Annotated in this window: 21 protein-coding genes and 1 pseudogene; 13 read left to right on the top strand and 9 right to left on the bottom strand. The window is 46.2% G+C overall.

All coding sequences use genetic code 11. The features are described 5' to 3' along the window. The first annotated feature begins 3 nt into the window (after nucleotides 1-3). The 11 genes from AC060N_RS11110 (at nucleotide 4) to AC060N_RS11060 (ending at nucleotide 14,229) form a co-directional block, all read left to right on the top strand. Nucleotides 4-1,392, top strand: coding sequence for a RagB/SusD family nutrient uptake outer membrane protein (locus AC060N_RS11110; RefSeq protein ID WP_479523857.1), 1,389 nt, complete (start codon nucleotides 4-6; stop codon nucleotides 1,390-1,392). 47 nt (nucleotides 1,393-1,439) lie between these two features. After that, entirely contained in the window at nucleotides 1,440-2,903 is a 1,464-nt protein-coding gene (locus tag AC060N_RS11105; protein WP_479523856.1) for a CBM96 family carbohydrate-binding protein, read from the top strand. 62 nt (nucleotides 2,904-2,965) lie between these two features. After that, nucleotides 2,966-3,697 (top strand): glycoside hydrolase family 16 protein, encoded by a 732-nt coding sequence (locus AC060N_RS11100; RefSeq protein ID WP_479523855.1) that lies wholly within the window; start codon nucleotides 2,966-2,968, stop codon nucleotides 3,695-3,697. 494 nt (nucleotides 3,698-4,191) lie between these two features. Further along, nucleotides 4,192-4,947: a glucosamine-6-phosphate deaminase gene (locus tag AC060N_RS11095; protein ID WP_479523854.1), complete on the top strand. Its 756-nt coding sequence runs from the start codon at nucleotides 4,192-4,194 to the stop codon at nucleotides 4,945-4,947. 123 nt (nucleotides 4,948-5,070) lie between these two features. Then, entirely contained in the window at nucleotides 5,071-7,026 is a 1,956-nt protein-coding gene (locus AC060N_RS11090) for a heparinase II/III domain-containing protein (RefSeq protein WP_479523853.1), read from the top strand. A 67-nt stretch (nucleotides 7,027-7,093) separates the two neighbouring features. Beyond that, nucleotides 7,094-8,695, top strand: a complete 1,602-nt coding sequence (locus tag AC060N_RS11085) for a family 20 glycosylhydrolase (protein ID WP_479523852.1) — start codon at nucleotides 7,094-7,096, stop codon at nucleotides 8,693-8,695. A 16-nt stretch (nucleotides 8,696-8,711) separates the two neighbouring features. Then, the gene (locus AC060N_RS11080; protein WP_479523851.1) at nucleotides 8,712-9,557 is read left to right on the top strand and encodes a sialate O-acetylesterase; all 846 of its coding nucleotides are present in this window, start codon (nucleotides 8,712-8,714) and stop codon (nucleotides 9,555-9,557) included. 58 nt (nucleotides 9,558-9,615) lie between these two features. Continuing rightward, a complete protein-coding gene (locus AC060N_RS11075) occupies nucleotides 9,616-11,091 on the top strand; it encodes a sodium:solute symporter family protein (RefSeq protein ID WP_479523850.1) in 1,476 nt (491 codons plus the stop codon). A 53-nt stretch (nucleotides 11,092-11,144) separates the two neighbouring features. Then, nucleotides 11,145-12,338, top strand: coding sequence for an N-acetylglucosamine-6-phosphate deacetylase (locus AC060N_RS11070; RefSeq protein ID WP_479523849.1), 1,194 nt, complete (start codon nucleotides 11,145-11,147; stop codon nucleotides 12,336-12,338). Further along, on the top strand, nucleotides 12,319-13,080 hold the full coding sequence (locus AC060N_RS11065; RefSeq protein ID WP_479523848.1) for a LamG domain-containing protein: 762 nt from the start codon (nucleotides 12,319-12,321) through the stop codon (nucleotides 13,078-13,080). The genes AC060N_RS11070 and AC060N_RS11065 overlap by 20 nt, the downstream gene beginning before the upstream one ends. 24 nt (nucleotides 13,081-13,104) lie before the next feature. Continuing rightward, nucleotides 13,105-14,229: an acyltransferase family protein gene (locus AC060N_RS11060; protein ID WP_479523847.1), complete on the top strand. Its 1,125-nt coding sequence runs from the start codon at nucleotides 13,105-13,107 to the stop codon at nucleotides 14,227-14,229. A gap of 106 nt (nucleotides 14,230-14,335) precedes the next feature. Here the strand turns inward: AC060N_RS11060 and AC060N_RS11055 are convergent, their stop codons facing one another. Further along, on the bottom strand, nucleotides 14,336-15,199 hold the full coding sequence (locus AC060N_RS11055) for an IS3 family transposase (RefSeq protein WP_308788912.1): 864 nt from the start codon (nucleotides 15,197-15,199) through the stop codon (nucleotides 14,336-14,338). 32 nt (nucleotides 15,200-15,231) lie between these two features. Further along, the gene (locus tag AC060N_RS11050; RefSeq protein WP_146142101.1) at nucleotides 15,232-15,582 is read right to left on the bottom strand and encodes a hypothetical protein; all 351 of its coding nucleotides are present in this window, start codon (nucleotides 15,580-15,582) and stop codon (nucleotides 15,232-15,234) included. Between the two features lie 160 nt (nucleotides 15,583-15,742). On the opposite strand from AC060N_RS11050, the gene AC060N_RS11045 reads away from it, so the two are divergent. Beyond that, nucleotides 15,743-17,353 (top strand): beta-N-acetylhexosaminidase, encoded by a 1,611-nt coding sequence (locus AC060N_RS11045; RefSeq protein ID WP_479523846.1) that lies wholly within the window; start codon nucleotides 15,743-15,745, stop codon nucleotides 17,351-17,353. A 406-nt stretch (nucleotides 17,354-17,759) separates the two neighbouring features. On the opposite strand, the gene AC060N_RS11040 is transcribed toward AC060N_RS11045, so the two are convergent. From AC060N_RS11040 to AC060N_RS11030, 3 genes and pseudogenes are all read right to left on the bottom strand, one after another. Then, nucleotides 17,760-18,116, bottom strand: coding sequence for a hypothetical protein (locus tag AC060N_RS11040; RefSeq protein WP_479523845.1), 357 nt, complete (start codon nucleotides 18,114-18,116; stop codon nucleotides 17,760-17,762). A gap of 786 nt (nucleotides 18,117-18,902) precedes the next feature. Further along, complete coding sequence (locus AC060N_RS11035; protein WP_246187250.1) at nucleotides 18,903-20,093, bottom strand: hypothetical protein; 1,191 nt, start codon at nucleotides 20,091-20,093, stop codon at nucleotides 18,903-18,905. A gap of 201 nt (nucleotides 20,094-20,294) precedes the next feature. After that, nucleotides 20,295-20,459: pseudogene (locus tag AC060N_RS11030) on the bottom strand (hypothetical protein); the annotation flags it as partial. Here AC060N_RS11030 and AC060N_RS11025 point away from each other — a divergent pair. Continuing rightward, nucleotides 20,379-20,609, top strand: a complete 231-nt coding sequence (locus tag AC060N_RS11025) for a hypothetical protein (RefSeq protein WP_479527000.1) — start codon at nucleotides 20,379-20,381, stop codon at nucleotides 20,607-20,609. The pseudogene AC060N_RS11030 and the gene AC060N_RS11025 overlap by 81 nt on opposite strands. Nucleotides 20,610-21,473: 864 nt before the next feature. Here AC060N_RS11025 and AC060N_RS11020 read toward each other — a convergent pair. The 4 genes from AC060N_RS11020 to AC060N_RS11005 all read right to left on the bottom strand — a co-directional run bounded on the left by AC060N_RS11020 (nucleotide 21,474) and on the right by AC060N_RS11005 (nucleotide 25,868). After that, a complete protein-coding gene (locus AC060N_RS11020) occupies nucleotides 21,474-22,685 on the bottom strand; it encodes an IS256 family transposase (RefSeq protein ID WP_479523844.1) in 1,212 nt (403 codons plus the stop codon). A gap of 300 nt (nucleotides 22,686-22,985) precedes the next feature. Then, nucleotides 22,986-23,849, bottom strand: coding sequence for a hypothetical protein (locus AC060N_RS11015; RefSeq protein ID WP_479523843.1), 864 nt, complete (start codon nucleotides 23,847-23,849; stop codon nucleotides 22,986-22,988). 53 nt (nucleotides 23,850-23,902) lie between these two features. After that, a complete protein-coding gene (locus tag AC060N_RS11010) occupies nucleotides 23,903-24,835 on the bottom strand; it encodes a DUF4268 domain-containing protein (protein WP_479523842.1) in 933 nt (310 codons plus the stop codon). A gap of 361 nt (nucleotides 24,836-25,196) precedes the next feature. Continuing rightward, nucleotides 25,197-25,868 (bottom strand): hypothetical protein, encoded by a 672-nt coding sequence (locus tag AC060N_RS11005; protein WP_479523841.1) that lies wholly within the window; start codon nucleotides 25,866-25,868, stop codon nucleotides 25,197-25,199. Nucleotides 25,869-26,710 lie beyond the last annotated feature (842 nt).

The raw sequence follows: 26,710 nt of genomic DNA, 5'->3' as shown, positions 1-26,710 counted from the left end.
GCAATGAAAATGAAATATATCAAATTAACTGTCGCAATTATACTTCTGTTCCAGGTGGTAGCCTGTACAGATAATATACTAGATAAAAGCCCGGTTAGTAGTTTTTCTGCTGAGGGATTTTATAAAACAAAAAGTGATGCACAGGCTGGAGTCTATGGAATCTACAACGCTGCCCAATCCGTTTTTAGAGTTAATTTCGCTTACTGGGGCGAAGGACGGGCAGACAATGTGCAAACTGACCAATCCGGAGAAGGATTGATTTTGATGCAGAATAACCTAAGTGAGTCAGCGAGCTCTGCTGATTGGTCAACATTATATAGAATGATTAGTCGGGCAAACTATGCCATTAAATACATTCCCGATGTATACAAAGACGATCCGGGTGGTGGTACACAATTAATTGGTCAGGCGAAAGCTTTACGTGCACTCGCATACTTCTATCTGGTTCGCGTATGGGGGGACGTCCCGTTAATCACCGAACCTTATACCTCTACTGATCGGGATATTTTCGTGACAAAAACGGACAAAGAACAGGTGCTTGATCAGATTGAACAGGATCTGACGTATGCCGCTACCAATTGCGTTGAAAAATTCAACAACGAAAAGGACCGGATCATGGTTACGCAGGGAACTGCGAATGCCTTGCTTACAGAGGTCTATATGTGGAGGCACAAATATAGTGAAGCAGTTGCTTCGTCTCAGTTGGTGCTGAATAACCCTTTGTATTCATTGGTCTCGAGTATGGATGACTGGGGTAAGATTTTCACTGACGGCTATTCAAAGGAAAGCATTTTTGAAGTTGGCTATAACGATGAGCAAACGAATCTGCTGCGTGTTCTTTATGCACTTGGATCGTACGCCATTTATACGCCTTCCGAGAAATTTAAAGCTTCTTACGAATCGGGTGATCGGCGTATTCCCTATGTGTATGATACAACCCTTTCCGATCCGAAAGCAATTTGGAAATTTCTGGGTAAAGGAGTGAACGATGAAGATCCTTCCAAGTCACATCAGGATATTGTTCTTATCAGGCTGGCCGATATCATGTTGCTCCGCGCCGAGGCTTTAACGCAACTCGGAGGTGCAGAGAATATAAATGAAGCTCTGAATCTGCTAAATAAAATTCGGACCAGGGCAGGATTGCCAGCTTTTAATACGGAACAGGAAGCTGCTGACAAATATGGTGACTTGGAGTCTGCCATTTTGCACGAAAGATCAATCGAACTATGTTTTGAAGGTCACCGTTGGTTCGATCTTGTCAGAACCGGACGAGCTATTTCTACCATGCAACCTATAAACGGGTTGAGCGATGAAGGAAACCTGGTTTGGCCTATCAGTACGAGCGTTTTGAATAAGAATCCGAATATGGAGCAAAACGACTATTACAAGTAGGTCTTTGTTAGGCAAATAACAGTTCATGAAAGTTAAAAATGAGTATAATGAAAAAAAATAAGATATATTTCTTTGGGGCTTACCTGGTAAGAATAATGGTGGCTTCAAGCTTGCTCATGCTGGTTCTTACACGATGCGAAATTCAACCAGACTTTGAGTATCAGCACAGTTATACGGATCCGAATTTGAACATGACAGCCTGGGAGTATATTCAGCAACAAGATTCCCTGTCATTCTTGAAGGAAGCCATTACAGCTACCGGATTGCAGGATATGTATTCCGGAGCAGATAAAAAAACATTTATCGCTCCTCGCAACAGTGCATTCAGAGATTATCTGACAACCAATAATTATAGCAGTATCAGTGATATCCCGGTACCGATATTGAAAAACATCTTGTTGTATCATATTATTCCTCAAAAGATACTGTTTACGGATAGTACATTTTATACGGTGAATTTTCCGGTTGCTTTTGAGACCGAGAACGGTCAACAAATGTATTTATCCCGGAATAACAATTATCAGGGAGTGATCAACCAGGGAACAAACCAGAGCTGGACGATTGTAACCTCTAACCTGGAACCCACGAACGGAGCTATCCATATTTCTCCTGCTCTTGTTTACTATTCGGCGGTAACCGGTACGACGGATATTACAAATCCGTCGCTGGAAACCGATACCATTTATGCTACGCAAGACACGTATATCAATGGCGGTACAAAAGCCGATCAGAACTTTGGTTCCGATATTCTCATTAAAGTGAAAGATGTAGATGGCGCCGGAGATTACGACAGAAGAACGTTCCTGATGTTCGATTTGAAAGACATCACGAAGACCGGTAATTTGAGACAGGCTTTCGTCGACGTGGGTGTAAACTTCACGCATGGAAAAGGATTACGTTTGAGTTTGTACAATGTTCCGGATACAACCTGGTCTGAGACCTCTATGACCTGGAACAATGCTCCTGATTCAGATCCAAACGAGATATCACATCTGATCACAAGCAAGGTTTCAGTATTTAGCTGGGATTGCTCCGATTATGTGGCCGGAAAACTGCAGAATCCTGGAAAAATTGCAATTAAAATTGATGGTGAATCAGGAGGAAACGAAACCAACGATCTCATTTCGAAAGAAAATCCCAAGAACGTACCACCGATGCTGATTGCTGTTTTCTCTTCGGGTAACAGTAACCTGGCCATGGGAACAAATACCGGGTTCTCAGTTGAAAACGGAGGTTCCGCAGTTCTGAAAAGCAGCGAACTTGAGATGAGTGGAGCCGCTCCGGCCGACATTATCTATACACTTGAGTCTGCTCCTTCAAACGGATGGTTGATAATGGGAACACAAACATTGACCGACGGTAGTAAGTTCACTCAATTAGACATTGACACCGGTAACATTGTGTATGTACATTCCGGTACCAGTTCGGCCGATGATAGCTTTACCGTATCTGTCGAAGATAGGGATGGAGGTAGCATTAATCCGTTCGATGTCGCGATAACTGTTCAATAATTAATAAAATTAGACTACATGGGCTGAAAAGCTCTTGTAGTCTAATCCTAAATTCTTGTAACATGGTAAAATACATGCTACTTATATTTCTGTTTGCCTTTGTTTCGTGCAAAAAGGAAACATCCGGTGATTTACCTGTCCAACAAGGAGCAAGAATAATCTCATTTGCGGGATACGATTGGGTGGTTGAGGACTCGAACGATAACACTGTGGGACCTGGCCCAAACTATTTTTCGAATTCCGAAGACAATGTTTGGGTCGACGATCAGGGACGGATGCATCTAAAAATAACTCAACGTGACGGAAAATGGTATTGTGCAAAAGTCTCGCTTTGGAATACCTATGGTTATCACAAATATGTTTTTTTCCTGGATAGTCGCGTAGACCAACTCGACAAAAATGTAGTCGCCGGTTTATTTGCGTACGAGACTGATGTGCAGGAAATCGATATTGAAGTTTCCAAATGGGGAGATGCGAACAACGATAATTGTCAGTTCGCCGTTCAGCCCTCTACAACTGCGGGTAACAAAGTTAGATTCAATTTGCCGTTGAAAGACGATTACTCAACGCACTTTTTCGACTGGCAGAAAGACTCAATCAAATTTGGCTCATACCTCGGTGAAAGCTTAACGCCCCCCCAAGAAGATGTGGTGAAAACCTGGACTTATACCGGAGAAGATATTCCAACATCTCAGGACCTGAGATTAAAAATCAACCTTTGGTTATTCCGCGGAAAATATCCCAGCGACAATCAAAACAACGAATTGATTGTGAGTGATTTTAAAATATTGTAATGGAAGTAGATAACCACGGTTCCTTCGAATCCGGCGCTTCTCTTAATGGCGTGATTCATAAGACGAAGGACGTGGTCTGTCTCGACGAATAAACTCTGATATGGAATCTTTCGCATAGAGCCAGTTAAACAGAGGTTTTAAAAGTATCCGGGGAAGTGTCTGTCGTAACCATTGTATACGGATTGACAGTTAGCTTGTTGGATGGTGATGTTTTCTTTCTGATGATAACCGATTGAAAATTAGGTTGACAGTAGCAAAAACATAAGAAAGACAGAATGTCTTTCCCGGTACTTTTTTAACTAATTGTTCGAGCTTAGCTCCTTTGGTATTGACTAACAGCATGGTTCATCATGCAAAAAACAGCCAATCATTGTAACTTACCGGTTGGTGATAAAACCATTGGAAATGCTCTTGCTATGTCTTAGCGGCACCCATAGAGGAGGGGTGTCAATGACGATGATTCCTGTAAAAGTTAAATCTTTTGATTTTTCAATATGAAGAAATTTGAACACCTGGACGTGCACGTTTATCCTTCGAGGAAAGAGATGGGACAGGCGGCCGGGGCTGATGTGGAGAAGCAAATTGTTGCTTTGCTGGAGAAAAAGGAATCCATTCGCATGGTATTTGCTGCCGCTCCGTCGCAAAACGAGGCGCTGGCTTCGCTGGTCCGTTCCACACAGATTGACTGGCAACGGATAACCGCTTTCCACATGGATGAATACATTGGGCTGGATTCGACAGACTCGCGCTCGTTTGCCGGCTTTTTGAACGAAAAGATATTTAAGCAGGTACCCTTCCGGGAAGTGCATTTACTCAATGGTAATAACCCGGAGGAGACCATTATCCGCTATTCAAAGCTGCTGAGTGAGGCGCCCATTGATATTGTTTGTCTGGGCATTGGCGAGAACGGACACATTGCCTTTAATGACCCGCCGGTAGCCGATTTCAACGATTTGAAACTGGTGAAACGGGTGACACTCGATTGGACTTGCCGGAATCAGCAGGTGAACGATGGCTGTTTCCCCACGTTGGAAGAGGTGCCCACCGGGGCGATAACACTCACCATTCCGGCATTGATGCGGGCAGACTATTTATTCTGTGTGGTTCCGGGAAAAACCAAGCGTCAGGCGGTGTATGATACCCTAAATGGTCTGATTACAGAAGAGTGTCCTGCTTCGGTTCTCCGAACGCATACCCATTGTAAGTTTTACTTCGATGAGGATTCGTTTGGCCGCGAGCAGTACAACTGATAGTTCAAAAGCCGAACGTGAATCGTTTTCACTTTGGCAGCCAATAACAAGGTACTAACCTGATACAATTATAAATATGCGGCCGGGTTCAATCCGGTCGCTTTAACTGACTCAATCCGTCGTATGGATAACAGGCGAAGACGATTTATCAAAAATATGACAGCTGCTGCGGCTGGTGTGACGTTGGGAAGTATGGCATACGGAAATTCTTCCACGAATGCTTTCAGCCGGAAGGCAAATGGTGATAAGGATAAGCAGCCGGAAGCACAATTCCCGTTCTACCCATACGTGAAGAAATACAATTTTGGCGATTACTTGCCGAAAGATCAGGGTGGAAAGTTTATTCAAATGCAATTAATCGATTCGGAGAATGACCACGTGATTGTGGAAGCCATCCGGAACGGCCTGCTGCAGCGAGTATATGGGGATCCCATTGGTTGGGGAAAGCTGGAAAAGACGGAGCTGGAGAAAAGTGTGTGGCTGAACCGCTTTTACTACCTGCCGTCTTTTGCCCGGCTTTATTACCTGTCGGGAGATGTGAGTTACCTGGAGGACATGATGAAGTTGATTCGCGTATGGATACATGACAATCCGCGGGTAACCGATCATCCCACTTCCAAATACAACTGGTACGATATGCAGGTGGCCTGGCGCTCCATTCATCTTTCGTGGTGTTATTACCTTGGCGGTGAGGGTTTGTCTGCTGCCGATAAACAACTGATTGATGATACGTTGAAAGAGCATGCGCTCGTTTTGGTGGAAGGTTTTGGTCAGCAGAAGCTCAATGAATTTAACCACCAGGCACACGGAGCCTTGGCGATGATTTACCTGGGCATTTTATTCCCCGAATTATCGCAAGCTGAAGAGCTCAGAACAGGTGCGCTGCGGATTCTGGAACATCACATCAATTTTGCCTTCTATCCCGATGGCGGGAATGTGGAGCAGATGTTCGGATACTATCCGTTCGAAGCCTCCATTTTCAGAGATACGTATTTACTGTGTCGTGACAATGGCGTGACGCCTCCTAAAAATATTTTGCCGCTTCTGCACAAGATGGCCGACTATCTTTTCGAGGTCGCGCAACCCGATGGCACTATGCCACCGGTAAATGATTCCTATCCGATGCCGGTTAATCCGACCGAAACAATTATTCGCGAAGTCCTGAACGAAAAGGTGAATGCGAATAAAAAGCCGGGGTCCTATTATCTTCCCGAAACGCAAATCGGGGTGATGCGTGCGGAGGGTTCCGGTTTAACGCCCTGGTATTTGCTGGCCAATCCGGCCAGGACAATTGGTTCGCACGACCATGCCGGGCGACTGGGCTTTGTGCTTTGGTACGGTGAAGAGCCCGTGATGATTGACAGCGGCTGTAGCAACTACGATAATCCGCTGATCGTAAAATGGTATCGCACGTCGAAAGCACACAACACCGTATTGATTGACGGAAAACAGGACGCTGCGACTTCAAGTGACCGGCAGTGGGCCGGAAAACGGCAGACGAAGAACCGTATTACCGACTGGGAAGAAAAGCCTGACTATAAGTTAGTGAGAATGGTTTCCCCGGCCAGCGATCCAACGAATTCGAACGTACAATGGACGCGTAGTCTGGCCTTTGTCCGGAATAAATACATGTTGATTCACGATCATTTCAAAGCAGCAGAAAAACATAACTACGAATTACTGCTTCATTTGTTGCCGGTGGAAGTGGAAACCCACGGTGCCCGGAAAAGTGTGTTGCTGAAAACCGATCAGCCGATGGCTATCATTCCGGCGAACGCAGATTCCTACGATGATTTGAGTGTAGGCAAAGGATATGTCAACTTAGAAGGGACGGACAAATTCGCTCCGGTGGTTTCGTATTCCACTTCCGGTGCCGATACCCACTCGGTATTGCTGGTGGTTCCGGTAAAGGAGAATGCTACGGAATGGAACGTGAAGCAGGAACTGCTGGCGGATGGCGTGGCATTGACAGTCGAAGGTCCTTCGGGCGAAAAAGACACCATTTTGTTCCGGAAGCCGGGTGCTTCGTCCGTTAGTTACAAAGGACATCAAACGTCCGACTGGATGGCCGTCTTTTAGACTTCGTTCAACAGAATTGAAACGACAAATACCAAAACATAAAAGTTCGTAAACTAAACAACGACTGATGAAACGCTTGAAACAAAAACCGATGTCTGTAGCCGCGCTCTTTGCATGGCTGACCATCATTATTCTTTTCTTCCCCGGGGCGTTCGCTTCCGCGGAAACACAAAAACCTGCTGAGAAAGCGAAAACGGAAGCTGTTAAACCGTTCCCGATAAGGGGATTCCATATCGATTTACGAATTGAAGTGATGACCATGCCTGCACTGAAGGCTTTCGCCAAAGAGTTGGCCGGGATGGGCATCAATACCCTGGTGATGGAATGGGAAGCTTCCTATCCGTATGAGAAGCACGCAACGATTTCCAACAAGTATGCTTACACGCGCGAGCAGGTCAAGTCGTTTGTGTCCTACTGCGATAGTTTGGGCATCGACGTCATCCCGTTGCAGCAATGTTTCGGGCACGTGGAATACATTTTACGACATGCGCGATACAGTGAGCTGAGGGAATCACAAAAGGATATTTCGCAGGTATGCCCGTCGCAGATAGAAGGTGACAAGAAGCTGTTCACCGATCTGTTTTCAGACATGGCATCGCTGCACAAGTCGAAATACATTCACATTGGTGGCGACGAAACCCGGTTGTTGGGACATTGCCCCGTCTGTTCTGCGAAAGCAGCGGAAGAAGGGACGGGCAAACTGTTCGCCGATTACATTGCCGAGATGTGCAAGATTGTGGTGGACATGGGCAAAATTCCGGTGCTGTGGTCCGATATTGTTTTGAAATACCCTGAAGCCGTCAAACAGCTGCCCAAGCAAACCGTGTATGTGGATTGGAACTACGGTTGGAAAATCAATCACTTCGGCGATATTGGCAAGTTACTCGACCAGGGGCTCACGTTCTGGGGCTCGCCGGCCATCCGCAGCCATCCCGATAACTGGTACACCACCGATTGGAAGAAACACTTCAACAATCAGCGCGATTTCATTCCGTACGCCCGAAAAGCCGGTTACCAGGGAATGGTCATGACCTCGTGGTCCACTTCAGGCGTGTATGGTTTTACCTGGGATACCAATTATGAGGTGATTGATATGCATGCGATTCGTAATGTCTATCCATTATCCGGTTTCCGCATCCTGGTTGCTGCCTATGCGCAGTCGTTGAAGCAGGCGGAGCCGCTCAATCCGGAGAAGTTTGTGGTGCAGTATGCGCAGGACCGCTTTGGTTTGACCGCAGCAGAGGGAGAGAAGCTTTGGAAAATACTGCTCGTCTCCCCGAATTTAGTAAAAGTGGATACACCGGAAGATGTGGCGAAGCTTGACTCCATCAAGAAGAGTGTCGACGCGGCCAAAGCGATGATGGCAACGCTGCAACCCAATGCGCGCCAGAAGGAGTTCGCCCATTTACGGCTCATGCTCGACTTGCGGGATTTCTACCTTGCCTTTAAACAGGTGGAAGCGGTGTATGAATCCGATAATTATAACCGGGAGATGGGAAAAGTGATATTGCCGAAGCTGAAGAAGCTGTTGGATGAATCGAAAGAGCTGAATGCCCGCTTTGCAGAGCTGAACAAAGGTTTCCTGTATCCCGATGAAATCAAACAACAGAACCATATCCGGAACGAAAAACTAAAAAACATATACGAAGCCGTAGCAAACGTGCGGTAATGATAAAACGGTGAAGATGAAGAGATACCTGGTATTGCTGTTGGCCGGAATGGCCTTGTGGATGAATGGAATGGCACAGAGCAAGACGGCCAATTTCCCGAAGAAGGTAGTGTATCCGAAAGAGATGCCTGCGAAGAAGAACTTTTGGATCTTTATCATGGCCGGTCAGTCGAATATGGCGGGGCGGGGCGTAGTAGAACCGCAGGATACCGTTCCGAATCCGCGCATTTTGGCGATGAACCTACAGGGCAAATGGGTCGTGGCAAAGGAGCCGTTGCATCTGTATCAGCCCAAGGTAACGGGAATGGATGCCGGTCTTTCGTTTGCACGCGAATTGCTGAAACATGTGGGCGATTCCATCACCATCGGGCTGGTTCCAACGGCAGTGGGAGGCAGCTCTATTCAATACTGGATGAATGATTCCATATTCAATGGCGTCCATCTCTGGAGCAATTTCAGGGAGAAGACCGGAACGGCGATGAAATACGGAGTGGTCAAAGGTATCCTTTGGCACCAGGGCGAAAGCGATGCCTTCCCGGACAAGATACCGGTATATAAAAAGAAAGTAGAGACGGTGCTGACCCGTTTCCGCACCTTTATCGGCGATGATTCCCTGCCTATCATTATGGGAGAGCTGGGATCATATACACGTCCACCCTTGCGGGCGAAAAGATGGGCGGAGATCAATGAAATTATCAAGACCGTACCGAATGATCTGAAGAATTGCTACGTCGTTCCTACGAGCGACTTGACCTGCAACCCCGATTACATCCATTTCAACAACAAGTCGCAACGGATATTGGGGAAACGGTACGCCGATAAATACCTTCAGATTAGCTCCGGGAAGCAGGAGGCAAAATGATGCTTCGTTCACGATAGTTAAAACAACCATAAAAGCATAATAACAGAAAGGCTAACCCATGCAATTGATTGACTGGATCGTTTTGGCGATGTATTTCTTAGTGTTGGTGGTAATCGGTGCAACCGCCTACCGGAGAGTGAAAAATTCGGCCGATTTCTTTACCGCCGGCGGTAAACTGCCCTGGTGGCTGTCAGGGGTTTCGCATCATGTATCAGGTTACAGTGGGGCGGTGTTTGTGGCTTACGCCGGAATCGCCTATACGCACGGTTTCACCTTGTACATTTGGTGGGCCTGCGGTGTCGGACTGGCAACATTGATGGCTGCCTTGTGGGTAGCGCCCCGTTGGGCGAAGTTACGGATCAAGACCGGCATTCAGTCGCCGACAGAATACCTGTTGGCCCGGTATAACCTCACCACGCAACAAATCATCGCCTGGAGCGGTGCCATTATCAAGGTATTCGATGTGGGAGGCAAGCTGGCTGCGATCGCTGTATTATTGAATGTATTCACCGGCACTTCGCTGACGGTTGGAATTCTGCTGGCCGGCGGTGTTTCACTGATGTATATCACCATTGGCGGCTTGTGGGCGGACGTTTGGAACGACTTTGCCCAATTCATGATTCAGCTGGCAGCCGGAGTCACCATGTTTGTGATGATTCTCGGAAAACTGGGCGACGGGTTTTCGGGAGTGTTTACGATGTGGCACCGTTTGCCGGAAGCGAACTCGCATTTGTTCAACGATCCTTACACGCCGGCGTTTGCTATGGCGATGCTGGTCATCGATTTCTTCAGCTATAGCGGTGGAACCTGGAACCTGGCGACCCGTTTCATCTCCTCTTCATCAGGAGGCGAGGCTCGTAAAGCCGGTGTTTTGTCGTCCATCCTCTATTTTGTGTGGCCGTTGATTCTCTTGTTCCCGATGTTTGCGGCGCCGCTCTTCTTCAGGGATTTGGCCGACCCAACGCTGTCGTATGGCATGATGGCCATGAAGTTCCTTCCGGCCGGTTTACTCGGATTGGTTCTGGCTTCGATGTTTGCCAACACGTTGTCGATGACCTCGTCCGATTCCAACACCGTTTCAGCCGTGATTACCCGCGATATTCTGCCCGTGGCCATTCCGCGTGTACGGAATTTCACCCCGAAACAGGCGCTCATCATGGCGCGAATCACGACCTTTTCGTTTACCTTGTTTACCATCATCGTGGCGATCAACTTCCGGCACTTTGGCGGGGTATTCGGCCTGATTGTTTCCTGGTTCGCGTCGTTGTTGGGGCCGATTGCTATCCCGATGATTTTGGGATTGCTACCGGTGTTCAAACGGAGCGGAAGTACCGCGGCCATTGTGTCGATCATTGGCGGATTGCTGGCCTTTGTGGTCACGAAATTACTGCCTGATTTCTCCCTGGCGGGAGAAGTGGCGACACCCATGCTCACCTCGCTTGTGTTGTATGTGGCGACCGGATTTCTGGTTCCCGGTGACGAGTCGGCGAAAGCGGATGAACTGTTATCGGCACTGAATGATGATGCGAAATGAAAAGATGACAATGAATGGATAGATAAACCAGCTGTTTAGCTAACGATAATACCATGAACCAATCAAACGACAACCACATGTACCTCGAAGGCCTCGATTACCGGAGCGGAAAACTGGTGCACATCGGTATCCGCGATGGAAAGATAGCCGAAGTGATTCAACTTCCGGAAGGGAAGGGGAAACATCCTTTTATCGCGCCGGGCCTGGTCGACTTGCAGGTAAACGGTTACGGCGGTATCGATTTCAATACCGCTCCTTTGCTGGCGTCTGAAGTGTATCGCGCGGTACAGTTGCTGGCGGAGCAAGGCGTAACGACGTTCTTACCGACTTTAATCACGAATACCCCGGAAGCGATTTCCGAAGCACTGAAAGTGATTGTCTCTGCCTGTCATTCGTACCCCGATGTCGATGCAGCCATTGGTGGTATTCACCTTGAGGGCCCATTTCTCTCGAAAGAAGAAGGCGCTCGCGGGGCACATGACCCGGAATTGGTGCAGAAACCGGATTGGGACTTGTTTCTGCAGTGGCAGAAAGTAGCTGAGGGACGAATTAAAATCATCACCCTTTCGCCGGAATGGGAAGGTTCGGAAGAGTTCATTACTCGGTGCAGCGAAAGCGGCGTTGTGGTGTCCATTGGCCATACGGCGGCGACGCCGGAACAGATTGCCGGGGCCGTTGCAGCCGGTGCCCGGTTGTCGACGCACCTGGGGAATGCGGCACACCTGATGTTGCCGCGCCATCCCAACTACATTTGGGAACAATTGGCTCAGGATGCGTTGTGGACCACCGTGATTGGCGACGGTTTTCACCTACCCGAGTCCTTTCTGAAAGTTGTTTTCAAGGTAAAGCCTGAAACCTCTATCCTGATAAGTGATTGTACACACTTTGCCGGTTTGACGCCGGGTAATTACCATAGTCATATTGGTGGTGATGTGATTCTCAGTCCCGAAGGCCGCCTTTGCATGGCCGATCAGCCCAAACTGCTGGCCGGTTCGGCGCAATCGCTGCTGTGGTGCGTCAACCAGATGGCGGGGAAAGAGTTGCTTTCGCAAGAAACGGCGTGGAACAAAGCCTCGCTCAAGCCAATGGAGCTGTTGCAGGGAGAGTCGCAAATACCTTTCCGCAAAGGTTCGCCCGCTAACCTGGTGCTGTTCGAACAGACGGAAAAGTGGATAGAGATTGTACAGACCATCCGGGCCGGGGAGGTCGTGTTTAACCAAACAAAAAATGAAAAAGATGAAAACTAACTGGATTTTTCTGGTCGTAGCTGTTCTGTTTCTTGCCGGATGCGGGAACAAAACCAAAAAGACTGTAAATAACGACCGGATGGTCGACGGTACACGCATTATTCACTTCTCCGGCTACGACTGGCGGGTTGGGAACAGCAAAGATACAAGGCAGGGACCCGGGCCCAATTATTTTTCCGATTCCAAAGAGAACGTTTGGCTCGACGACAGCGGGAATTTGCACCTGAAAATTACCCATCGCAACGGTCGATGGAACTGTGCCAAGATTTCGCTGATGGAATCGCATGGCTATGGGACGTACATCTTTCATGTAGCCAGCCGGGTGGATGGCTTCGACAAGAATGTAGTTGGAGGGCTGTTCACCTATGCCAATGACTCCTCCGAAATTGATATCGAGTTCTCGAAATGGGCCAAAGACACCACCGAAGATTCGCAGTTTGTGATTCAGCCGGGGTGGCATCCGGGCAATCATCACCGCTATTACCTCGATCAAACCGGGGAGCAGTCGACGCATTGGTTTAACTGGCAGCCCGACAGCGTGGTGTTTGCCAGTTACCAGGGGAACGTCGGCGATAATCCTCCGGTGGATCAACTGATGACACAATGGACGTATACCGGCGCCGATAATCCGAAGCCCGGCAAAGAGGCTGCGAAGATTAACCTGTGGCTGTACCGCGGAAATCCTCCGACGGATGGCAAAGAGGTGGAAATGGTCCTTTCCGGCTTCGAATTCCGGAAGTAAATCCAACCGATAAACGCTATGCACATGAAAGAGATGAACGGTACACCGAAGCGGCAGCGCCTGTTGTCGCTCGATGCACTCCGTGGGTTCGATATGTTTTGGATTACCGGTGGGCAGCGGGTCATACATGCCCTGGCGACCCTCACCGGATGGCCGCTGTTTAAATATTTACACGGGCAGATGGACCACGTGAAGTGGGAGGGATTCCAATTCTACGATTTGATATTCCCGCTCTTCCTGTTTCTCGCCGGTGTTTCGATGCCTTTCTCGTTTGGGAAACGGCTGGCTCGCGGTGATTCGAAAGCAAGCATTTATAAACACGCGTTTAAGCGGATGATGTGGCTGATTGTCCTGGGAATGCTGTACAACCGCATCCTCAATCTCGACGCGGAACACTTTCGTCTGGCGAGTGTGCTGGGACGCATCGGGATTGCCTGGTTCTTTGCCGCCATTATCTACCTGAACACGAACCTGCGCGCGCAGATCATCTGGTTCTGGGGCCTGTTGCTGGCCTATTGCCTCATGATGCTGTACATTCCGGTCCCGGGATTCGGTGCAGGCGTGCTCACACCGGAAGGCAACCTCGAAGGCTTTATCGATCGCCTGCTGATTCCGGGTACGTTATACATGAAAGAGATGGAGGCCGAAGGTATTCTGAGCACCATCCCGTCCATCAGCACGGCGTTACTGGGTGTGTTTGCCGGGCGGCTGCTGATTTCCGAAGATGTTCGTTTGAGTAAGCTGCGGAAAGGACTCATCCTGATTGGTGCGGGCATTGTATCGCTGGGACTCGGTGAATTGTGGGGATTGTGGTTTCCTATTATCAAGAAATTGTGGACCAGCTCGTTCATGCTCTATGCCGGCGGATGGAGTCTCATCCTGTTGGGGATATTTTACCTCATCATCGACGTTTGGGGCTTCAAAAAATGGGCGTTCTTCTTCGTGGTGATTGGATTGAACCCCATCACCATCTATTTAGTGCAGTATAAAATCATCGATTTCGGTAACATGCGCAACTTCTTCTTCGGCGGATTGATGCATCTCACGCCCCATCATATCGCGGGGCTCATCGGTGCCGTCGGGTACGTAGCCTGCGTGTGGGCGTTCCTGTACATTTTGTACCGGAAAAAGATATTCCTGAAAGTATAAAGGGAAAAGAAAAAAGATGTTTGGTTAGTAGTAAGCAGTGATTCATGCAATGTGTTCAACACTTGCAGTTACCCTAAGCTGTATCGTCCTGAAAAAAGTTTACAGGTTAGACATTTAAATTTACTTGTTTTTTATAATAGGTTTTCCATCTTTTTTTGAGTGTACCCGATCTGAGATGTGCCTGTTCCGGTGTGAGCATATTGCAGCTCAGATGCGGACGTCTATTGTTGTACTTGTTTATTGTCTTTTCTAACTGACTGTTTGTGAAAATGATGTTCTTGCTTACTTCGAGATGAAGATATTCATCTTTAAGAATACCGTTAACTCTCTCGGCAATGGCATTGTCTCGTGGATTACTGTTCTCTGTCATGCTAACCTGAATTTGGTAATCCTGAAGCAGGTTGACATATTCCTTAGAACAATACTGAATCCCCCGGTCTGAATGATGTATTAATCCTGCGACAGGTTGACCGAGACTTTTTAAAGCCCTCTGCAAACAGGCAACAGCATGTGTGCTATCCAGATCAATGGCCAGATGGTATCCCAATATTTTTTTTGAATAGGCATCTGTCAGTAAAAATAAATACCGGAAACCGGAATGCGTTTTTAGATAGGTAATATCACTTACCCATAGCTGGTTTGGGCCGGAAGGTATGAACCCCTGGATTAAGTTGGGATACTTTCTGTACCAGTGATGGGAATTGGTAGTGATGTGTTGTCGCCTCCTTTTTCTGATCAGCATTCTTTCAGTGGAAAGTAAGTCAAACAAAGCATCACGTCCCATCTTAATGCCGAGCATTTCTAAATCAGGCTTGAGTAGATGATATAGTTTTCGGGTTCCCATTCTCGGATGCTCTTTTCTAATTTCATTAACCATCTGAACAATAATGTGATTTTCGACAATCGCCCGTTCCTGCTTTTTATAATGCTTATGATGAGCTTGCCTGGTGAAACCAAACAGTCGGCATATCCTGCCCAGACCAACGCGCGGATAGCAATACTTTAACGCCTGGACCGTTTGGTTACGGACTTTTTTCTGATCGGAATGTGAAATTGCTTTTCCGCAATATCGATCATTTGTGAAAATCCTTCGGAGCGGAGTTTTTCATCTTCCAGTTGTTTTTCTAACTCCTTAATACGTCTCAGAAGGGCCGTTTTGGAGATTTTATCATCCGGTTCCATACCAACAGAATAAACCTTTTCATTACCAAATTTACGAATCCATTTTAAAACTGTTGTGTGTCCTTTGATATGGTACTTCCGTCGGGCTGCTTCTTTGGTAATAAGCCCCATTTGTACTTCGTTAACGACTTGTTTTATAAACCTCTCGCTATACATACTAAATCCTGCCATAAGTTTACTTTTTGTGTAAACCTATTTCAGGACAAGACAAGCCTCCCCTTTAGGGGAGCTCCGAGAAATCGGGGGGTGGGGTGATTGTTACGGTGGGCTTTCTATCCGAATTCATCATTTGCATTCTCTTTCCCATCAACCCATAAAAAACAAAACGGTTATGAAAACAATGAAATTCATACTGGCCTTTTTCCTCCTGGCGGGAGTTGCTGTTTCCGCGCAGGCGGAGATCAACATCATTCCGCGTCCGGTAAGCGTAGTGCCCGGCAACGGTACCTACACACTGACGGCGAAGACGGCCATTGTTTCGAGTGAGGCAACCCAATCCGAAGCCGGTTACCTGGCAGGTATCCTGGCGAAAGCTTTCGGCGAAAAGCCGCACATCAAAGAGAAAGGCAAAGGCATCGAGCTGAAGCTGAATGCAACCCTGAAAGACTCGCTGGGCGACGAAGGTTACCTGCTGACGGTGGAGCCCAAGCGGATTGTCATCGAAGGGGCGACCCGTACCGGCGTATTTTATGGTATTCAGTCGCTGCGGCAGCTGTTGCCACCCGCGTTTGAGTTCCATCCCGGTAAGGGAAAAACCGCTGCCGTTCCGGTGGTAGCCATTGCCGACAAGCCACGTTTTGCGTGGCGGGGATTTATGCTCGATGTATCGCGCCATTTCAAAGGTGTGGACGTGGTGAAAAGCATGCTCGACCAGATGGCGCTGATGAAGATGAACGTCTTCCACTGGCACCTGACGGATGACCAGGGATGGCGCATCGAAATCAAGAAGTACCCGAAACTGACGTCGGTAGGCGGCTACCGGAAAGACACACAAGCGGCCCGTCACAGCGACAAACGCGAAGGAAAGCCACACAGCGGTTTCTATACGCAGGAGCAAATCAAGGATATCATCGCGTATGCCACTGCACGGCACATTCGCATCGTTCCGGAGATTGAAATGCCCGGTCATGCTTCGGCAGCCATTGCAGCTTATCCGTGGCTCGGGGTGTTGGGAACCACGAAAGAGGTGCCGGTGACCTTTGGAAAGCTGCCCGACTCGTTTAACATTGCCGATCCGCGCGTTATTCAATTCCTCGAGGATGTGCTCACCGAAGTTTTCAACCTGTTTCCCGGTAAGGTGGTCCATATCGGGGGCGATGAGGTGATGTACGACGCGTGGAAGAAATCGGAAGCCATGCAGGCGCTGATGAAGAAGGAAGGACTGACTTCTCCCGCTGATTTACAAATCTGGTTCACCAACCGTATCTCGCAGTTCGTCGACAGTACGGGACATCGCATGATGGGATGGAACGAAATCCTCGGCGATAACGTGCATGAGTGGCAGGATTCGGCCGATACACAGGTAAAACAGACGCTGGCCAAATCGGCTATCATCGAATTCTGGAAAGGAAGTCTCGATTTGATCAACAAGGCGGTTTCGAATGGCTACGATGTGGTGAATGCTTACCACCGGATGACCTATCTCGATTATAACTATAAAATGATTCCGCTTTCGAAAGCCTATTCATTCAATCCCATTCCTGAAGGACTCGACCCGAAGTACGATTCGAAGATATTAGGCTTCGGTTGCCAGATGTGGAGTGAGTGGATTCCCACCACAAAGTCGATGGACCTGAAAGTATTCCCCCGGTTAGCCGCTTACGCTGAAGTAGGCTGGACGCCGCTGCCCGATAAAAACTATCAACGCTTCCTCGACGCCTTACACCAAATGGAACAACGCTGGCAGCTGGAAGGTATCGATTACTATAAAGGAGAGGAATAGGGAATATTCAACGATATAAAATGCAAAGCACATAGAGCCGGGGAATTTCCCCGGCTCTGCTATTATGGTACGTTGGTTGATGACCGTTTTCCCCGTAGGGTCACGACATGTCGTGACCGTTACAACGCGCTATCCCCAGATTTTTTAGGCGTTTGGTGCACGGCCACGATGTATCGTGGCCCTACTGCGCTGTTAGGTTGCCTTTGTAGCGTTCAGTTCGTCATTTGCAGCGGCCCAAAGTCCCCTTTAGGGCCCCGAATTGTAAATAACATCGGGGTAGGGGTGAAAATTTGGGCATGTCGTGACTGCTGCAATACCAGTTCCTTGTAATACTTCGAAATTGGGGTGAATCTCAGAATATATCTCATTCCGGCAACCAAATACCATCCATCCGTTAGTACCCGGCTTACAACTGGAAAGTTAGTTCCGTTGTTTTGCCCGAATGAATTTGAAACAGTACCTGCTTCGAGTAGTACCTGTCGGCAATGGTGTAGTTATAATTTAAGTAGTAGTTACCCGGATTCAGGTCTTTGACGGTAAGCACTCCCTCGAACAGGTTTTTATCGAGACCGGATATCGCCTTCGACGCATCGCTCTGGAGGGTAATGGTATAATCAATTACCGGAAGATAGTTGTTGTTGGGCGTGAAGTTCACTTTTAATGCGCCGGTTCTTAGGCTTACTTCGTCTTTTTTGCAACTGCTGAAGGTAGCCAGGATAGCTACGAAAATCAGCATCATCTTTAAGGTCGTCTTGTTGGTCATTTTATTTTTGTTTTTATAGTTGATGTGATGCAACGATGCGTTCATCCGCTTAAAATCCTGTTATGCAGGAATCGACGGAAAACGATATCGCTAAAAACCTAAGTTAGTTCGCTGCCTGGTAATCGTAATGGGTTACCGGTAATGCGGTTTACCCAAATATAATAAATATTTATCCGGTTAACGAAGAGATACAAAAGTTTTAGGACGTATCCCGTAGAGGCACGACATGTCGTGACCGTTGCAACGCGCTACCCCCAAACATTTCCGGTGTTTGTCATGCGGCCACGATGTATCGTGGCTCTACAGCGCTTGCGATATAGGGTATGTGCGTTTGCATTGTAGGGTCAGGATATATCCTGACCGATTCACTGCCCGATTGCCGGTAATTTTAGAAGTTGGGTGCCCGGCCACGATATATCGTGGCCCTACATCGTTATTAGGTTGCCTTTGTAGCGTTCAGTTCGTCATTTGCAGCGGCCCAAAATCCCCTTTAGGGGACAGAGGGGTGAATACCACGATATATCCTGGCGCTATTGCGACACGACGTTGAAAGCTGCTGTCATTTATAACGCTAATCACATCTATCCACGATAATCATCGAAGCCTTTAATGGAATGGGGACCTAAGCCTCCCCGTTTGGGGAGGTTGGGTGGGGCAATGAAGCACCGACAAATCATTGACCAGCACCTGTCCCAACCTTACACCAACCTATTCATAGTGATACAAAATAGCAGAGACAAGGCATTGCCTTGTCTCTGCAGTTATCGAATATTGTTTGATGTCTTCCTAGCTTGCCGGCGGATACTGATCAATCAGTTTGTTTTGTTTGGCGGCGGCTTTCAGGAAATCCTTTACCGTCATGGGTTTGTACCCGCGCGAACGGTTCAGATGGCCTACTTTGAAGAGGAGGCTCTGCGATTTGAACAGCGCTTTGTACAGTTTGAAGATCGAAACCTCGGGGTCCCAGGCGCTGATGGCTTCCGAGCCGGCACCGTTAATTTCGATGATGGAAAATCCTTCGCCTTTTTGCAGCAGCTCGGTCGATTCGAAGCGCACATCGAAGCGGCCAAAGTAGAACTCCGGCATACTTTGCGCAATGGCATCGATGCGGGCGCTCAGCTCCGGCGTAATCAAATGACTGGCATCGCGGTAGAGACCGCCTACGCGGATACTCCCAATAAACGACAGGCGAATCAGTTCACCGTCGGCCGGCACCATGTCGAGGTACTGCTTCTCGAGGCTCATGTGCTCGGTTTTCCCGCCCAGGTAATAATCGGCATGGGTTTTCATGCGCGGATTGTTGCGGATAAGGTCGCGCAGGGTCGATGTTCCGTCGCCATACACATACGGGAAATAGCGTAACGTCACCGAAATCACCTTGCCGTGTTCCTCGCCCGGATACCGGACGTAGAAGATACCCGCTTCGCCGTCGTGTTGCACCGGACGCTGCAGCAGCAGTTTTTCCCCTTTCGGGTATTCATCGAGGTAATGGAGCAGGTGCGCATCCTCTTCCACGAGGCGCACGCCGTATCCCTGCCAGCCCACGTCGGGTTTCACCACCACCGGGAACTCCAGGCCTTTTTCCTTCATCAGCGAAAGCGCGTCCTGCAAATCGGCATCCACGCCCTTACCGTTTCGTTCGAAGGTCACAAACTCGGCCACCCATTGCTGGTGGTCGTCGCCAACCTGTTCCATGATATCGCTCTTCGACTCGCCCCAGAAACCGCCGGTTTCAATCATGGGGTTCGATACCGTGGGCAGGGTCAGTGAGCGATAACGCGCCGAGAGGAATAACCAGCGTAATCCGACCGGTAAATAAAATAATCCGTTGGGGAGGCGTTCAGCCAGCGAGACGAACCTTTTCAGTCCGTCGGGTGACGGCATCCCGGTATGCCTGTTTTTCCGTCCGGGCTTATATGTTTTCAGCATTTTCAAAAATGAGGGAGCTTCGTCGTCGTCGAGGGCCCGTTCGGTCACCTTGGCGAACTTCGGTTTCAGCAGGCTGGTGGAGGCGAATACAATAACTATGATGGCGACGAGTATCCACGCCCAGTAGTTCAGGTGCACCAGCACCAAATCGCCGAACACAATCACCAGCGTAAGGGCGATGGAGGTGTACACGCCACCGGTGATGGCCGACAGCAGGGTGAACCGTCCCAGCGGGATTTTAAACCAGCCGCAAGCCACGAAAGTGGGGAAGAGGAGGCCCGGTGTGAGGCGGCACATAATGAGCACCTTCGTCAGGTTCGATTCAATCCAGTTGTGGAGGCGTTCGACCTTGGGTCCAATGATTTTGCGACGCAGCCAGGCGTTCTTTTGGGCAAACCGTCCGAGGAGATAAATGAATACATCGCCGGCGACAATTCCCGTGAAAACGGCAGTATAGACCAACACGAGGGGTACGTGATGCTCGACACGCGAGAACCCCGCCGCCAGTATGGCAGCATCCTCGTGAATAAAGGTCAGGAAGAATATCGCGAGAAAATGCTTTAACCATGTGAGGTTAAAAAGCGTCATCGTCATATCTGTATCGTTAAGGTAAACCCTTTTAGTTGGTTGGTCGCCGCCAAAAGCGCGACTTCCACCGGAACTAAAATACTCAATTTGTTTTATTATTTAACAGGTAAAAGTTGAAAAATGCAGTAGCCCCGCTGGCCCCTTCATTACCCGCCTGTTACCCCATTAGACAGCCGGAGTCGATGATTTGTTACAGTTTGGCAATACATTCTTCCACAGTTTTTTCGGTCCGATGCCTCCGGAAACACGTTTTAGGGAAAATTCCGGCCAGTAGATGAGCATAACCGCCACATTTGGGTCCGTTGACGGCCGGTTTTTATCAATTAACATCCGTTGTATGGCATCTGACGGTCAATATTTGTCCGGAGACGGTCGTTGTATTGTATTTAACGACGCTTGTATGACAATTAACGGTCGATTTATTGCAATTAACGACGCTTGTATAGCAATTGACGATCGAATTATTGCATTTAACGGCTCTTGTATGGCAATTGACGGCCGTTGTATTACATTTAACGACGCTTGTATGACAATTGACGGTCGATTTATGGCAATTAACGGCGCTTGTTTAGCAATTAACGGTCGATTTATGAACGGAGACGACGCTTGTATGAACGATGACGGTTGTTGTATGACCGGAGACGGCCGATATTTGTCCGCCGTAGAGACGCAATGCCTTGCGTCTCCTTGCTTTGCGTCTTTTTTTCCTTGCGTCTCCTTGGTTGCGGGGAGTATTCATTAAACTGTGTCAGGGGCTAAAATAATGCTGTTTCAGTGCTGTTGTAATGTTGATAACTTTGGCGAAGCCTGAGAAAGTTATCAATATTTCAATGGCACATTTTAAGTTAATGGGCCGCATCGTTCTCCGAATTTGATAATTAATTCCTGTCTGATCTGTCCCCAGAATGGTGGCTTGGATAACCATGATTTGGTTATCTCCTCCTGGGCCAGATAAAGTAATTTCATCAAAGCAGTTTCACTGGGGAAAGCTCCTTTTCGTTTGGTAACCCTGCGTATCTGCTTGTTAAAACCTTCGATGGTATTGGTGGTGTACATGATACGCCGAAGATGTTTGGAGTAATCGAAAAACCGCGTCAGATGATGCCAGTTGGTTCGCCATGACTTAATCACCAACGGGTACTTTTCACCCCATTTCTCTTCAAAACGGTCCATCGCCAGTTCGGCTTCTGTCAGGTTCGAGGCCTGGTAGACCGGCTTCAAATCGTTGTTAAACTCCTTCCGGTTTTTAAAAGCCAGGTATTTGAACGAATTACGGATTTGGTGAATCACACACAACTGTACATCGGTTTTGGGAAAAACAGCCTGTACTGCTTCACTGAAGCCTTTCAGGTTATCCATGCAGGAGATCAGAATATCGTTAACTCCCCGGTTCTGCAAGTCAGTCAGTACACTCAGCCAGAATCGGGCACTCTCACTCTCTGAGATATACATCCCGAGTAGTTCTTTCCGGCCTTCCATGTTATAACCCAGAATGATATAAACAGCCTTGGTGATGACCTGTCCGTTCTCTCTTACCTTAAAATGCATCGCATCCAGCCATACAATGGAATAAACAGGCTCAAGACGCCGCCCTTGCCACTCCTGGATTAATGGTATTACCTTATCGGTTATTGCACTCAGCTTACCTGTGGATACATCCATCCCGTATAAATCCAGTAAGTGGGACTGGATATCCGCATAGCTTAATCCCTTGCTGTAAAGCGATAAGATACGATGCTCAAATGCCTCCCCCAGAACAGTCTGCCGTTTCTTTATCAGCTCCGGCTCAAAGTCCCCGTTCCTGTCCCTTGGCGTTTCCAGTTCAAAACTCCCCTGATCGGTCTTTACCCTTTTGCGGTTATGACCATTACGCCGGTTTGGCTCAACAGCTTGTTCCAAATGGCTATCCAGTTCGCCATCCAATGCTCCTTCCAGAAAGTCCTTAAATAAAGGTAAAAGCACGTTGTCCGGTCCACTTAAACCTTTACCACTCTTCAAGCCTTCAATGGCTTCCTTTTTGAACTGCTCGTAGTCAAACTTTTCTTTATCCATACCATGTAAAGTTAATTATACATATTACTTACATGACACAGTTTTTTGAACACTCTCTGGTTGCGTTGTTCCTGGTCGACCTACAATGCTTGCGTCTCCTTAATGGCCCTGTTCAAAGCTGGCAAACCTTGTCTGAACCGGGATTTCGCAGATTAACCAGATTACGCAGATGGGTGCAATGGTGTTGTTGGAAACATGGTAGAGACGTAGCAGGCTACGTCTCTTGGGCTTTTCTTTGTTGGCTTGGCTTTTGGGAGCTGGGAATTTTAGGATAAGATATAGGGGCGTCGAATAGAGTTTTTAATTTTTCTTCTTGTTATTTAGTGAATTAAGTTTAATGTATCCGTAGATCAAAATAGACAATATATATAATGGGAATATTATTATGGTAAATATACTACCCAATGAATTTAAGTGTTTAGTTGCCCATGCATAGAAACCATGCGTACTAATAATTTCCTTAGGCTTTATAATTCCGTTAGGGGAGGTTATTGATATGTCATCAGGGTAATAAATATTACTCCATATTCTGATGCTTAAACTTTTTCTTCCTCTTAAACTAGGTAATTCAATGATGTTCTTAAAATTTGAATATTTGATTATTTTTCGATTAGCTTCTAACTCATAATACCCACCATCAAATAATCCACTGTTTAAGACTTCTATTTGCAACCCTTTGATTTCATTATCACCATTATTAGTAATCTCCAAAATAGCTAAATTCCAACCCTCAAAGAACTTCGAGATTGTATTTTTATCAAATTGAGTCCTGATTTTGTTAGTTATATGTTTTCTTGCTTCATTAAGTTTAATATTTATACTAGTGAACATCTTTTTTGTTATTAGCCTATTTTGGGGTGGTTCAGCTTCGAGAGTAGATTTCGATGCAAGGATAATTGTATCAAGGTAATTATTGATTGTATCTTGATATGCCATGAAAATTTCATCGTAATCATTTGATAAATGATAAGAGTCGATGCTGTCAACAAATGTGCTATATATTTTAGGTAGGTGAAATTCTCGTATCTCTATAGTTGCCTTAATATTATTTCTTTTGGTTTTGTTGGTTATCCAATGTCCTAAACCTACTAATGCTCCAATAATGGTAAGTACAACAGCAAGTTTTCCAGCGAAGTCCCAATTGATAAATCTGTTTATTTTCATTTTATGAAAAGCGTTGGTTGGGAATATTAGACAAATAAAGTAGTATAATTATATTAAGGTGCATTTTGAATAATTCTTGAAAATGTTTCCCGGAATTTCAGCGTATAATTTACTAACCAGTCTAAAGCTTCGTCCACTTTCTGCTGATCATTGAAATTAGTAGTATGTAACAGTACAATAACTTTATCTCTATTGTCCGGATTTGGATTCCATATGAGTTGTTGACCGATATTTTTCTCAATCTCAACTTTCTTACTTTCCAAAAATGGTAACATAGAATCAGCTATTTTATTACCAATGTAAACCCGGATACCGACGGTATTCTCTTCTGTGTTACAGGTGTTGGACAGATGAATGTTTGATTTGCCTAAAGAAATATCAAACCAGTATTGAGGTCTGGGAGTTTGTAATGAGGGGATCTTCCTTGTCTTGGCAAGCTTATCTTTGAACTTGTTCCAGAACTCATATTGGAATTTTTTGTTTTCAGACAAATCTTCGATTGCTTTTGAGCGTGCAGCCTGTCTAACTGCTTGATTTGGCTTGCTGATGACATTAAATCTTAAAGCCGGATTGCTGTTATCAATTTGCCAAAGTTCGATTTGTAATCCATAGAATGATATGTCATCTGTTGTATGGTCATTTAGCCAATCCAGCGATTTTTTGTGTTCTTCTGTGAAATTAGTTGCAATCCAAATGATAGATGATGCATCTAATACTGAGGCATAGGTAATGGATTTCCCCAAATGGTCATGATTAGTTTTTTCCAATTGATTTTCAATAACAACATATTTTCCTGAACCAGTGTCTTTTGCTAATATGTCGGCTGAGTATGGACCAACTGCAACTTCCGTGTTCTCTACTTCAAGTTCTAAGCCAAGCGCTTTGTTTAACTCATGGATGTTACTTGCAAGCCATGGAGTGAAGTCTGTTGCTTCATTATGCCATCTTTTTCTGGGTGTTACTGTCTTCAATATTCCTAGTTCCATAGGGCTACATATTTGTTTTTCCTGACTCTCTTTCTTGCTTTGATCTTCTAATAATCCTCAAATTGTAGGTCAGTATAGATTGGTGTATTTCAATTAAAATAGAGGTTACTAATTGGATGATTACCAAATTTAACAAAATGAATTCACCTATCTATTTATCATTCGATGTTTTTATCAACAAGATAAGAACGGGCAGGGATGGGGTAATTGTCTCGCTGATTTGGGTTAATGACTTTTCTTTATTCGCTTGGTTTTTAGAGTACTGAATTTAGGGATAGGATAACTTGGTTTTTAAAAAAAGCTCCGTGAAGAGCGGAGCTTTTATGGTTTCGAATTTAATGTTTACAAAAACATGATGTTCTTATGCGGCATCCCAAATTGCAATGATCTCATTGCTGAGTTCATTAATAAAATCATCATATTCTTGAGTATTTATTGGTGCAGAAACAATTCGTTCATCAAAAATATCAATCGTTAGGCAGTTCTTTGGTTCAACCTTCTCACCAGGTTCTTTAATATCGTCGAGATATTTATATATCAAAGACGAAATTAGTTGAGCTGTATCAAATGAAAACGGTTTGCTTTTACCAACATGCACCTTTATTGCACCTAAAACCAAGGTTCCTTTTTCGTTTCTGTACCTGAAAACAATATCTGGAGAAATTGAAATGTTTAAACCATTTATATTTATTGATTTCTCATCGGGCTGGTATATTTCAACATCTTTCCTTTTTACAACATCAGGTAATTGCATGTTTGAGAAATGTTCCAAAGCCTCTATCGAAACCTGTTTGTCTATTCGCTTCCTTTTGTTATCAGGTTTGCGCTTTAACAATATTTCGATACCATTGATTATTGGTGCTAAGTCACCTTTTTTCCTAAGGCTTAATCTTATTCTTGATTTAGCTAGTTGATACCAAGGGATAAGGAAAGAATTGGGTCTTTTTTGCTGACCAATAATCCGTTTCTTTGATGCTTCCGTCTTTGCTTTGCTGTACTCGGCGAATTGATTAATTGAAATACTTTTTTTCATTGTGTTTTGATAGTTTAAATGTAAAGAATACCATGCGTTGGGTCTCCTTTTTTGAGTTTTAATAAACTACTTGATTGTCCGGTGAGTTTTTTAACCGGAACCACATGAACAAAAGCTGGACGGAATTTGTAGATAGAATAGAAAAGACTACATTTGCAATCCAACTAAATGAAAAAACGGAATCAATAAAAAGGGGGTCAGTCTCCTAAGTGCACGGCAATGCATTTGATTCCAAGACATTAAAAAATCAGTCGTTTGTGGTAGAATGACTGATTTTTTGTTTATCAGTGACCGGCAACTTTTTTTGCAATTCTATTTAACCAATTATTATGCCATAGGGATAAATGTCAGTATGGCATGTGTTATAGTATTTTTTATGTCAGTTTTATCTGTCATGATGGCATAACATGGCTTGTCGTTTCTTGTTGTATGACAGGTTTTTGTGGGATGTATTATAGCATTGCGTTTATACTGATGAGACTCTCCTGATCGGAACGTTAGAAAGGATGTTTTGTAGAATGGTGACGATAGTGTCAATGCGATAACATCTGTATGATAATTGTCAGAACCGGGATTACGCAGATTAACCAGATTACGCAGATTGGGGGCGGTGGTTTTTCATTTGCGCCATGATGATTCAAACAAAAGAGACGCAAGGCATTGCGTCTCTACGGGCTCTTTGTTCGGAGGTGCTGCAAATTAATGGAGATGGTACCGCTTATGGGTGCTTCTTCATCTGGGTAATCCAATAATCTGTGTCATCCGGGTTCAGACAGAGAGACGCAAGGCATTGCGTCTCTACGGGCGCTTTGTTCGGAAGTGCTGCAAATCAATGGGGATGG

It is taken from the genome of Prolixibacter sp. DSM 2831 (genome assembly GCF_056493735.1).
The sequence above is the reverse complement of the archived record's forward strand: the minus strand, read 5'-3'. Positions and strand labels throughout refer to the sequence as shown.

Bases quoted from the DNA above. Each gene is read 5' to 3' on its own strand.
- AC060N_RS11110 (WP_479523857.1), top strand. From the start codon at position 4: ATGAAAATGAAATATATCAAATTAACTGTCGCAATTATACTTCTGTTC.
- AC060N_RS11105 (WP_479523856.1), top strand. From the start codon at position 1,440: ATGAAAAAAAATAAGATATATTTCTTTGGGGCTTACCTGGTAAGAATA.
- AC060N_RS11100 (WP_479523855.1), top strand. From the start codon at position 2,966: ATGGTAAAATACATGCTACTTATATTTCTGTTTGCCTTTGTTTCGTGC.
- AC060N_RS11095 (WP_479523854.1), top strand. From the start codon at position 4,192: ATGAAGAAATTTGAACACCTGGACGTGCACGTTTATCCTTCGAGGAAA.
- AC060N_RS11090 (WP_479523853.1), top strand. From the start codon at position 5,071: ATGGATAACAGGCGAAGACGATTTATCAAAAATATGACAGCTGCTGCG.
- AC060N_RS11085 (WP_479523852.1), top strand. From the start codon at position 7,094: ATGAAACGCTTGAAACAAAAACCGATGTCTGTAGCCGCGCTCTTTGCA.
- AC060N_RS11080 (WP_479523851.1), top strand. From the start codon at position 8,712: ATGAAGAGATACCTGGTATTGCTGTTGGCCGGAATGGCCTTGTGGATG.
- AC060N_RS11075 (WP_479523850.1), top strand. From the start codon at position 9,616: ATGCAATTGATTGACTGGATCGTTTTGGCGATGTATTTCTTAGTGTTG.
- AC060N_RS11070 (WP_479523849.1), top strand. From the start codon at position 11,145: ATGAACCAATCAAACGACAACCACATGTACCTCGAAGGCCTCGATTAC.
- AC060N_RS11065 (WP_479523848.1), top strand. From the start codon at position 12,319: ATGAAAAAGATGAAAACTAACTGGATTTTTCTGGTCGTAGCTGTTCTG.
- AC060N_RS11060 (WP_479523847.1), top strand. From the start codon at position 13,105: ATGAAAGAGATGAACGGTACACCGAAGCGGCAGCGCCTGTTGTCGCTC.
- AC060N_RS11050 (WP_146142101.1), bottom strand. From the start codon at position 15,582: ATGGCAGGATTTAGTATGTATAGCGAGAGGTTTATAAAACAAGTCGTT.
- AC060N_RS11045 (WP_479523846.1), top strand. From the start codon at position 15,743: ATGAAAACAATGAAATTCATACTGGCCTTTTTCCTCCTGGCGGGAGTT.
- AC060N_RS11040 (WP_479523845.1), bottom strand. From the start codon at position 18,116: ATGACCAACAAGACGACCTTAAAGATGATGCTGATTTTCGTAGCTATC.
- AC060N_RS11020 (WP_479523844.1), bottom strand. From the start codon at position 22,685: ATGGATAAAGAAAAGTTTGACTACGAGCAGTTCAAAAAGGAAGCCATT.
- AC060N_RS11015 (WP_479523843.1), bottom strand. From the start codon at position 23,849: ATGAAAATAAACAGATTTATCAATTGGGACTTCGCTGGAAAACTTGCT.
- AC060N_RS11010 (WP_479523842.1), bottom strand. From the start codon at position 24,835: ATGGAACTAGGAATATTGAAGACAGTAACACCCAGAAAAAGATGGCAT.
- AC060N_RS11005 (WP_479523841.1), bottom strand. From the start codon at position 25,868: ATGAAAAAAAGTATTTCAATTAATCAATTCGCCGAGTACAGCAAAGCA.